This window comes from Chamaesiphon sp. VAR_48_metabat_403, assembly GCF_031422475.1.
GTDB lineage: Bacteria > Cyanobacteriota > Cyanobacteriia > Cyanobacteriales > Chamaesiphonaceae > Chamaesiphon.
The window spans coordinates 1-11,008 of record NZ_JANPLS010000234.1 but is presented as its reverse complement, the minus strand read 5'-3'; the positions used below and the strand labels follow the sequence as shown (position 1 = coordinate 11,008).

Genomic DNA, 11,008 nt, shown 5'->3' with positions numbered 1-11,008 from the left:
ACACCTCTATATCTCGTTTACTCAACTTTATATCTCCTATTCCCTCTTCTACAATCGTGTAAGTACGTAGTCGGGGGTAGTTTTTTTGGATAGAGAGAGCTGGAGGCTAAGTTGAGGAGGCAAGAGGCAAGGGTTTTATCGTTTGCGCCTTAATCCATCTGTCGTTCTTTAATTTAGAGATTGATATGAAATCCGTTGGCGGAGCCTTTCGGAACGAAAATCGAGCGATATTTAATTCATTGGATCGAGCGGCGATCGGTGAATGGGTTTATCATTTATGTATTCAAAGATTGATGGCTGGTTGGTTGGTGGGTATCGACGGTCGATCGATCGTCGATTTAGCCGATCGTCAGTTAGCAAAGTTTAGGCATTCTCAGCCTCATTTTATCTCGATCGCGACTCCCGATCCGATCGAATTTATTGCGGCTTTCATGGCTGGCTCGCGGTTGGGTTTACCGATTTTTTTAGGTAATCCACGCTGGGGTATTACCGAGCGGGAAAAATTGGCGCGGTTAACAGCACGCGTAGATAGCCAGCAGCATCGACACCTCATCATGATTCCGACGGGAGGCTCGTCTGGAGCGATTAAGTTGGCGATGCATAGTTGGGAGACTTTAGGTGCATCTGTCTGGGGGTTTCAGGAATTTTATGAGGTAGCTACGGTTAATTGTGTTTGTACTTTACCGCTCTATCATGTGAGTGGGTTGATGCAGTTATGTCGATCGCTATTAACCGATGGTAAGTTATTTATTATCGATCTGCATCAACTCGATCTAAATCCAGCTTTACTTATCGATCGCATTGAAGCTGAGGACTATTTTATCTCGCTCGTACCTACTCAATTATCTAAATTATTGGATCTAAATGCAAGTTGGTTGGCACGAATGCGGACAATTTTAGTCGGCGGCGCGCCACCGCGCAGCGAGTTACTCACTAGAGCCAGAGTTGCCAAGTTACCGCTGGCTCTAACTTATGGAATGACAGAAACCGGATCGCAAATTACTAGTCTTAAACCGAGCGAATTTTTAGCGGGTAATAATAGTTGTGGTGTCGCATTACCCCATGTCAAAATTAAGTTGCTTGCGGCTGCTAATATTATGAAAAAATCTCAATTAGTCGATCGAGTAGGGACGATTCAGATTGCTGCTGATTCGTTAATGCTAGGTTATTTTCCCGATCTTAATTCGAGCGGTTATTTCGAGCCTGACGATGTGGGGACGATCGATGAACATGGCTATTTGAATATTGTCGGTCGCAGTAGTAGTAAAATAATTACTGGCGGTGAAAATGTCTTTCCGATCGAGGTTGTCGATATAATTATGGCAACTGGATTGGTTGCGGATGTCTGGGTAATGGGAATACCCGATCGTTATTGGGGACAAGCAGTTACGGCGGTATATGTAGCAAATAATTTGCCAGCTTCAGCAGAGATATTATCGCAGGCGATCGCGGGTAAAATTAGTAGTTATAAGCTACCTAAATATTGGATTGCTGTCGATCGCATTCCTCGCAATGCTTTAGGTAAGATATTAGATCGAGATCTAACCAAAATTGTCGGAGATTTAATTGGATTCAATCTCTAATCTGAATCCCCCTATTCTAAACTGATGCGTTATCCACAAAAGACAGTCGGGGGAAATTTCATGGCTGGTTGTCAGAATTACAATTTTCGGTTCTATATTACTTTAGATCGATCGCGGGAAACCGATCTAATTTTAGTAATGTTAATTACCCACGATTGAAATCCACAGCGTTACTATTAAACAGATACTAGCTAAATGCTGAGGCAGGATCGATCGAATCGGACGTTTGGCGATTTTCTGAGTTAGAAAAAATGTGAGTAATAGTGCGATAATTAAGGTCGTGCCTTGGAGAAATATAATCACAGCGGGGTGGGCAATAAAGCTGGGTAAGTTATCGTTAATTTGTCCGAAGGTGGCGAAGGTAACTGGAATAATTTGTCCGCCTTCTTCTAAACCTAGTTTGAAATAGTGGGCTAAATTACCGCCTAATACTAGTGGCAAATAACCATAGGCTGAATCGATGAATGATTGCGGCTTACAAATTTTAATTGAGATGAATTCTAATTTTCCTAAGTTGTAAATACCTTGCGTGATTCCATAAGCAATCGCCGGAATTAATGTCGGTAGTAGCATCGCTGCAATCGATAGTCCTAAGTGGGGGAAAAATTGGGTTAGATCGACTTGTAAATCTAGCAAATTATTCAATTCTGGTAAGCGGTGGAGATAAACACCACCTAATAAAAGAAACAATAAAGCGACTTCATAAGCATGAGGGATATGCGTCGTCCATAATTCGATTCCGGGCGGACGTAAATTTAATTCTACCGATCGATGGGGACAAGCTTTGAGGCAAGTCATACATAATACACAATCTTTATTGTCGGTTAATTGGGCAGGATGAGAATAAATCGGACAGCCATTTGTCGTTTGTCCTTCGCCAAAGCCAGCACCACCTTTATAACAATGATAAGTCGTACATTCTGCCGCACAAGTGCCTTGTTGGGCACGTAATTCGACGATCGATAGTTTGGCGAATAATCCATTCATACCGCCAATCGGACATAAATATCGACACCAAAATCGCCGTTCAAAAATGAGCGAAAAAATCACAGCACCAGCAGTGATTAGCAATAACAGCCAACTAGACAAATAAGCAGTATCTTCTAAATGCCAGAGTTCTTCCCAGAGAAAGATGAGGACGAATAAACCGAACAAAAACCAGCCACCCCACTTTTGAGCAGTTTCGCGCGGCCATTTTTTAAGTGTGCGGGGAAAAACTTTCAGCGAAAGTTTCTGGACGATTTCACCATAAATCATAAACGGACAAAAAGCACACCACAATCGACCGATGATGGGGAATAATATTAAAATTAGTGGCCACCACCACGCCCAAAATAAATTCAGGGCGAAATTATGTTGGCGATCTTGAGGAGCGATAAATAAAATTAAAACTACCAGCGGAAATACCCACGCTGTAAAACCATAATTAATCCGATCGGGATACCAATCGGTATTTAAAAACCGCCGCAATTGGGGATAAGCATTTAATAAATTGAGGCGAAATAGTTGTTTTTTTGCCGCTTGCGCCCAAAAGACTTCTTCTGTCAGCAGTTTACTCCCTGGTGCTTGTAATAATGCCCGATTCACCATGCCCTGTAACTCTTGCAAATTGCCAGGAAAATCATAAGTTTGCAAACGGCGGATGGCTTCAGGGGTAAGTTGGGGCTGGGGTAACTTTTTTTGCCGACAAATGATGTTGATATAGTAATTTACCTGCGCCGCTAAATCGGCTTTCCGCACCCGCAATCCCGGTACATCGATCTTGTGCCCCACCACCTTTCGCAACGTCGGTTGAGTGCGCTCTGAGATGAGAATAACGCGCGCATTACTGGGGCGAGTTGGGGGCGGAATTTGTCCCTCTCGAACGATCGGGGTATAGTTACCAGTAGTTAATAATCGATCTATGTGCGGTACTAATTCTGGCGGTAATTCCTGAACGTCATTTAAAATTAACGTCCCCTCTCCCAACCATTCCAATAATCCTGGTTTGCCGCCAACTCGTCCGAATAATTCCGCACCATTAGCAGTAATTAGGGCACTCTTGAGACTAATTATCGGCTGCTGGCGACGCTTGGAGCCGAAATGAATCAATGCGGCGATATTATCTTTTTCCAACCCTGGCTCGCCCGAAATTAAGACAGCCAAATCGTCACCAGCCGCAGTGCGAATCTGCTGGCGTAACTTAATTGCATAGCGACTTTCGCCAATAATGCCGCGCTTGGCTTGGGGCACTAAATAAGCCCGCAAAGCCGCTTGTCTGTCGCGCTCGTAGGCGATTTCACCTTCGAGTTGTGCTAATTTAGCTGCCATCCGCTCGGCGTAGGCGGCGGTAATTTGGGGATATTTGGTAACTAATTCCTGCCATTTTGCGGCGGAAATCGTCTGAAACTGGCATTCCGTCAGGGTGACAATTCGGCTGTCGGTGAGTTGGGAGCGTTGTAACGCCGATAAATTTACCACCGCACCCGGTAATAATCCTGTCGCCCACATTAAGCCAGCACGTTGGCGACGATACCGCTCGGCTTGCCCGGATACTAGGATATACAATTTGGTGACTGGTGTATCTTCCACCGTCACTCGACAGCCTGCGGGTACGATGGAGACTTCCAACTCACTCGCGATCGATTCTAAGACATCGTGGGGCAACATGCCCAACTCGGTGGCCGATTCCAACCAATTCGCTAATTCAGTAGACATGGTGGCGGTACCTATCGATCTTTAGTTCCCAGTGTATCAGGCACAGCAGGCTTGACTCGATCGCATTTTGCATTCAAACAAAGCTACTAGCGATTCGTGCACGCCTTTGTTTCTCGACAGTAATGCTGCGCCTAAGCGACTGTCGCACAAGCTTCGAGATAGTGTTTTAGTGGATAGTAAATAGTGGATAGTGGATGTGGCAACATTGTAGATTTTATAAATCGGATTTGGTATGAGAAATATCATAGTTGTAAAAGCCACAGTTATTCTGAATCAAAACTAAAGCATTAAAAGCATCTTCCCCAAATGTTGTTGGAATGAGTTGGCGAAGTTCTGGTAATAGATGCGCCGCTCGATCGTTTTTAAAAACTCCTAGTGCTGCTACTGCGCTCCGGCGGACGGTTTCATTTTTGTCGGTAATGGCAGTAAATATCTGGGGAATAGCAGTTTCTAATTGCAATTTACCCAACGCAGATACCGCCGTCGCTCGCAAACGTGGATCTAAACTCGCGAGCAGATCCAGCCAATTAGGAATCGCTATTTCTACTTGCATATTTGCTAAAGCATTCGCCATAGCTCGACGGACATTAGCATCGGGATCTTTTAATCCTGCGAGCAATGCAGTGACGATTTCTGGGGATGGAATTTTGGCTAATTCAGACTTAATATGTTCGCGATAGATTGCATCACCATCTTGACTATATTTAACTAAATTAATGATAACTCGATCGTTACCAATTCGATCTAAGGCGTATGCCGCACTTTGACGGACTTGTTTATTCTCATCTTTCAGAGATTTTAGTAAAACTGGAATCGATTTATCGAATTTAATTTCGCCTAATAACTGCACCGCATCTTTACGGATTTGAGGGTTTTGGTGGTGCGATAGTCGAATGATTCCATCTAAAATATCTCGCGGCTGTTGTTTTTTGAGAGCTGTGGCTGCAATCTGACGCATCCAATAGTCCTCATCTTCAAATGCTTGAAGTAAGATCGGGATAATTGCCGTAGAATCTGTTTTGGATAATCCTTCAAGTGCCGTTTTACGGACTGTTGGATTTGGATCTCGGAATGCATCGGTAAATTTGTCGATCGATCCTGCCGTTGTTAAGCTCTCCAATACTCGCAACACCATATTTCGGACTTGGTAATCTGGATCGCCGAGCATGTTTTCTAAAACAGGAATAGCTTCCTTTGCCTCTAAGTTTTCTAGTGCGTATGCTGCATTTCTTCGGACATTTTGATGTCGATCGGATAGCATGAGAATTAGATCTGGAATCGCCTCTGTTGCTTTTAAATGCATCAATGCTTCGATCGCGCTGCGTCTGACTCGCTCGATCGGATCTAAAAGCATTTTTATCAATAATGGAATTACAGATCGATCTCCCATTTTACCTAATGCGTCAGCCGATCGATTGCGGACTCGATCGTTTTTATCTGTTAGCATGGTTATTAAAATAGGCACTACTGATATTACTTGAAAGTCGCCTAATATTACGGCTGCTTGAGTGCGTACCCAGTCATTCGGATCTTCCAGCATGGGAATTAAAGCTGGAATAGTCGTTGTTATTTCCTCTTTGAATGAGTAACTATATCCAATTTTACGTAATGCTTTTATTGATTTAGATCTCACGCGACTGCTCGGATCTTGGAGTAATTTGATTAAATTAGGAATCGCCGATTTAGCATGAAGATCTCCTAATTTATCTACAACTCTGCGCCGGATGAGTGCAGAGCGAGATTTACTCGCAATTAATAAAGCTGGAATCGAGCCAATTTGGGCTAAAGCTTCAACTGTCGCCCATTTAATACAAGTAGGCTTACACTCTGTTAGTTTGAGTAAAATAGCAATAACTTGCGGCGTATTTATCTTGCCCAAAATCTCGATAATGCCATCACAAGTGTCTTCGTCGATTGTTTCTAAAATTTTAACGACAGCAATTGGCTCGATATCGCAATCGCTATTGTCGATAAAATATAGACTATTCCATTTTGAAATAAGATGTTTTTTCGATGCGGCTGCTTTGGCAACGATAAAATTTGTAAATTGAGGCTTTAAGGCAACTAACTTAATAATGGCGATTCTCGTTCCGAGAGGCTCCGCCAACGATTTAACATTAATATTTTGACTATCGACAGCCTGGAGCAATACAGGAATATCTACTTCTATATTCATGTTAACTAGATTAATGGCAGCATTATCTCGCACTTGCCAATTATCATCTTCAAGCCGATGTAATAGCTCGGAAATAGTAAACTTCGCTCGTGTTTGAGAGATGAGTTGTAGGTTCAACCATTTTGGTACATCTAGCTGTCTGACTATTTCTATAGATTCAGTTCTCAACTGAGGCTGTACTGCACCAGCAAGTCTCGCAGCTAGCATCCAATCTACATCTACCGCCAATTTTACGATTCTTAGTACCTGTTCTCGATCGGCTAAATCTGCTAGGATAGTAGCGATCGGTTCCGTCCATTCTCGCTAGTTGAGATAGAGATATTGAAAACGGCGATCGTCGATAAAATCGGGGTGTCGATTGTGTATTTTGGTTAGTAATTCAGATACTCTATTCATAGATCGATCGACAAAAAATGTCCTGTGTTTAGATTTTAAAACCTATTTTATCTCTAATCTTACAATTGTAATGCCACACTGTGGTTTGCATCCCAAATCAATAAATTGCCCGTGCGATAGATCAAATAAGATCGATTTTTTCAATTCATAAGTCAGTATCTACTTATAATTGCCGACAATCCTTCAAATAATAGATCGCGATCGAATCTAATTTTATCTACTAAATTCACATACAAATTTGCCTGTAAATATCCAGTTAAAAGTTCGCCATCGCCACCAGTCAAGATGATATAACTAGCTGGAAATAACTGCTGCCAATCGCGGATAAAGTCGCTAACTCCAGCACTAACTGTATATAATATGCCACTAGCGATCGAACCGGGAGTATTATCGCTCCAACGTGGAGGTAATTGGGGTGGTAAAATTATTTCTGGTAAAGCAGCGGTACCCGTACATAGCGATCGTAATTGCAATCGCAAGCCTGGTAAAATTGCCCCACCGACGAGCCGACGATTGTTGTCGATACCAGTTATAGTTAATGCCGTACCGCCATCGATAACTAAAATGGGATAACCATAAATGTTACCCGCCCCAAAAGCAGTTAAAGCGCGATCGATGCCGAGGGTGGGATAGAGATTAGATAATGGAATATCTGCTAAGGTAATTAGTTTGACTTGCGGTAACTGTTGCCAAATCTCAGTTTGGCTGGGAACGACAGAAACTAGATAGATCGGAATTCGATCGAATTCGAGTTTTTTGTTAGTAATTATTCGCTGGCAATCGATCGGTATAAACTCTAAATATCGATCGATATTTAGATATTCTGTATCCCAACTAGATTGAAATTTGGTATTTAAAAACCACGCCCAATGATAGCGGGAATTACCGATCGATAAGCCAATCTGAATAGTTACAGCCATCTATTAATGCCAGTTGCTAGTTAGAGTGTGGGGGAGACGGGGAATGTTTTACTATGTTACTTCCCTATCCTCCCACCTCCAATCCTCTTGCGACGATCGAGTAGGGGCAATTCATGAATTGCCCCTACTCGCAACCTACCATACACATCTCTGGTGAGCAGCGAAATTGGTGCAAATCCCCCTGATTGGTGCGCTAAAGCCCCCTTGGAAAGGGGGGTGGGGTATTTAGATCTCAAAACGAAGTCTAACGGACTTGTGTACACACAGTAGACTCGCAACTTGGAAAGGTTACGCCTTAAAGGTTAAGATCGGGCGCATTTTTGCGACCACTTCTACCATTCCAGCGGCTACTTGGGTATCGATGACTCGATCGATCGACTTATAAGCGGCGGGAGCCTCTTCGATTCGTCGCTCTGGGCGTAAGGTGATGCAATCTACCCCTGAAGTCAAACCTAAATCTGACTCGGTATAATTTGCCCCCGCGCGAGTGAGTTCAAATCGCGAAATCGCTCTACCCGCACCATGAGCGGCGGAATTAAGATACCGATCGTTCCCTAAGCCAGATAATAGATAGGAGGGTGTGCCCATCGAGCCGGGGGTAATTAGCAATTGCCCAGCACCCGCTGCGCACGCACCCTTTCTGACAATCCAACCGTCGCCGTCGGGGAAAGTAAGATTGTGGGGGAGATCGCACACGAGGGGAGCTGCAAGATCGCCATATACTTCCCGCAGCCGCAACCGGATTAATTCAGCCAGAATTAAGCGGTTGACAAAAGCGTAATTAGCCGCCGTTGCTTCGGCTTCGAGATACTCAGCTACTAAATCGGGATTAGTCGCCGTTGAGAGGGCAAATAGGCTCGACTGGGGGAACGGATAGCCTTTAAGCCAAGCGGCTTTAGCTCGATCTCGCCACATTCCGCCGATGTATTTACCGACGGTACGAGAGCCGGAATGAATCGCGATCGCCAGTTGTCCGACTTTGACGTTAGACTGATAGGCTAGGCGCGGATTGCGGATTTCCATTACCTCTTGGATTTCGACGAAATGATTGCCACCGCCAATCGTCCCCAAATCGCCATCGCGCACCAATCCGGCGGCGGGAGTGAGTTCGATCGGTGCCCAACGGGTATTTCCCGCTAGGGAGCCGAGAAATTGAACTCGATCGATCTCTTGCCATAATTGCCCTAAGTCGGATTTAGCCACGCTCCCCATCGGGTGCTGGCTCATTTGCTCCAACCAGCCGGGAATACCTTCGTTAAATATGCCCCGACTGGCTGCGGCTGTCATGGTGACATCGCGCGTACCGAGTAAGTAATCGCCTTTCATTAACGCCACAAATTTATTCCGCTGGGCGAGAAAATCGGCAACGCTCAAATCGACGACATGAAGCCGCATTCCGCAGTTGATATCGCTACCGACGGCGGCGGGAACTACCATCCCCTGAGTTTGAATGACAGATCCGATCGCGACTCCCGTATCGCCGGGATGAAAATCGGGCGTGGCAAAGGTGCGCGTGACATTACCACCGCCAGGATGGGCGAGGGTAGTCAGGCTGGCAAGTTGCTTGAAGGCTTTGGCTTCGATCGGGAAATCTGGCGGTAACAGGACTTCTGCTGCTGGGGCATCCGCGCAGTCGGTCGATCGTACCGTGTAAATCTGGTCTTCGTAACTGACATCCAATCCTTGCTTGGCAAGCGCGCGGAGGAGTCTGTGAGTATTTTTGGGCTGCTGCATAAAACCTGTAACCAATACCGCTATGAGTATTGGCAATTATTTTTGTAGGGTTGACTGGGTGTTCAGCAGCCGCAGTCAGTAATAATTGAAGGTTTTGTTAAGTAGTTATATTTAGGAAATATACCCATAAAACTTATGGTATCGCGAAAGTTCGATCTGTGTCAAGCGGAGGGACTGGGGGAGTGTGGAAGGTTCGGCACTTAAACTAGATTATTGACCGATCTCAAGATCGATCTATTTTTTTAGAAGAGATAATGACTCGATAACTTCTTGGGCAGACTGATATCGATCGAGCGGTAATGGTTGGATCATTTTATCTATAATTGATGCTAAATTTTCTCGAACATTAGCATCATTCCGCCAGATAATTCGACCATTATTATCATACTCAAATTTCTGGGAATATATTCCTGTTAATGATTCAATTACAACTATTTCCAGCGAATATATATCGCTACTAGGATAAGCATTGCCGTGAAACTGTTCGGGGGGAGAATAACCATTTGAGGTGATTATCGTACCAGGTTAAAGGTTGAGATTTAAGCAATACTTATCACCACATAGGAGGGAGAGCCGACTTTGCATCATGAGGAGTGGTTTCAACCACTTTGAGGCTCTATCTTTCCCCGATTATCACTATGACATCTGCTTTTTCCCGTTTTCCCGATCGACATAAAATTCATCCCGTTTGGCTCATGACTATAAAAATAAAATCGGTACGGGCCATCTCGAAGGACTGTTAGCATATGATGATTTCAATACTGCGATTATTATCTCGTATTTTTTGAGTCACATTTGCCGATACCGGATGATTTGGGCGGTTAATCTCCTTTCCCTCTGATTATAACTATGACATCTGCTTTTTCCCGTTTTCCCGATCGATTGCAATCCGCCATCACCTCCCGCTTAGGTTGGACTTCCCTTCGCCCAGTGCAAGAACTGGCGAGTCATGCGATCCTCGATGGTTATAATACGATCGTCCTCGCGCCCACTGCTGGCGGCAAGACAGAGGCGAGTATGTTTCCGTTGCTGGCGCAGATGGTGGAGAAAGAACCGCAGGGAGTGGGGATACTCTACATCGCGCCGATTAAGGCGTTGTTGAACAATCAAGCCGAGCGATTGGGGATGTATACAGAGATGCTCGGTTTGAGTCGGTTTCTGTGGCATGGGGATATTAAAGCTGCCCAGAAGAAAGCCTTTCGCAAACAGCCTGCGACGCTGTTGATGACGACGCCCGAATCGTTGGAAGTAATGTTAATGTCGGCAAGTGTGCCGCATACAGAGATGTTTGCAGATTTGCGGGCAGTGGTAATTGATGAGGTTCATGCGCTGGCTGGAAGCGATCGCGGGGCGCATCTGATGTCCGTTCTAGAGCGGTTAATCCGGGTGAGTGTCAATGATGTTCAAAGAGTCGGTTTGAGTGCCACGGTGGGCAATCCTGACATGATTCTGGACTGGTTGCAGGGCACGTCAAAACGCCCGCGTTGTAAGATCGATCCGCC

7 protein-coding genes are annotated in these 11,008 nt (G+C 44.7%); 3 read left to right on the top strand and 4 right to left on the bottom strand.

Going from position 1 to position 11,008, the window contains the following annotated elements; genetic code table 11:
* Positions 1–185 precede the first annotated feature (185 nt).
* Positions 186–1,583 carry an AMP-binding protein gene (locus tag RMO79_RS10965; protein WP_310483189.1) on the top strand — a complete coding sequence of 466 codons (1,398 nt, stop codon included), beginning with the start codon at positions 186–188 and terminating at the stop codon, positions 1,581–1,583.
* Positions 1,584–1,607: 24 nt separating this feature from the next.
* Positions 1,608–1,742 (top strand): hypothetical protein, encoded by a 135-nt coding sequence (locus RMO79_RS10960; protein WP_310483188.1) that lies wholly within the window; start codon positions 1,608–1,610, stop codon positions 1,740–1,742.
* Here the strand turns inward: RMO79_RS10960 and RMO79_RS10955 are convergent.
* From RMO79_RS10955 to RMO79_RS10940, 4 genes are all read right to left on the bottom strand, one after another.
* The gene (locus tag RMO79_RS10955; RefSeq protein WP_310483187.1) at positions 1,725–4,280 is read right to left on the bottom strand and encodes a sigma 54-interacting transcriptional regulator; all 2,556 of its coding nucleotides are present in this window, start codon (positions 4,278–4,280) and stop codon (positions 1,725–1,727) included. The two genes, RMO79_RS10960 and RMO79_RS10955, sit on opposite strands and share 18 nt — an antisense overlap.
* 214 nt (positions 4,281–4,494) lie before the next feature.
* Positions 4,495–6,663: a HEAT repeat domain-containing protein gene (locus tag RMO79_RS10950; RefSeq protein ID WP_310483186.1), complete on the bottom strand. Its 2,169-nt coding sequence runs from the start codon at positions 6,661–6,663 to the stop codon at positions 4,495–4,497.
* Positions 6,664–7,004: 341 nt separating this feature from the next.
* The gene (locus RMO79_RS10945) at positions 7,005–7,772 is read right to left on the bottom strand and encodes a pantothenate kinase (protein WP_310483185.1); all 768 of its coding nucleotides are present in this window, start codon (positions 7,770–7,772) and stop codon (positions 7,005–7,007) included.
* Between the two features lie 288 nt (positions 7,773–8,060).
* Positions 8,061–9,506 (bottom strand): RtcB family protein, encoded by a 1,446-nt coding sequence (locus tag RMO79_RS10940; RefSeq protein WP_310483184.1) that lies wholly within the window; start codon positions 9,504–9,506, stop codon positions 8,061–8,063.
* Between the two features lie 849 nt (positions 9,507–10,355).
* On the opposite strand from RMO79_RS10940, the gene RMO79_RS10935 reads away from it, so the two are divergent.
* A partial coding sequence (locus tag RMO79_RS10935; protein ID WP_310483183.1) for a DEAD/DEAH box helicase occupies positions 10,356–11,008 on the top strand: 653 nt, incomplete at its 3' end.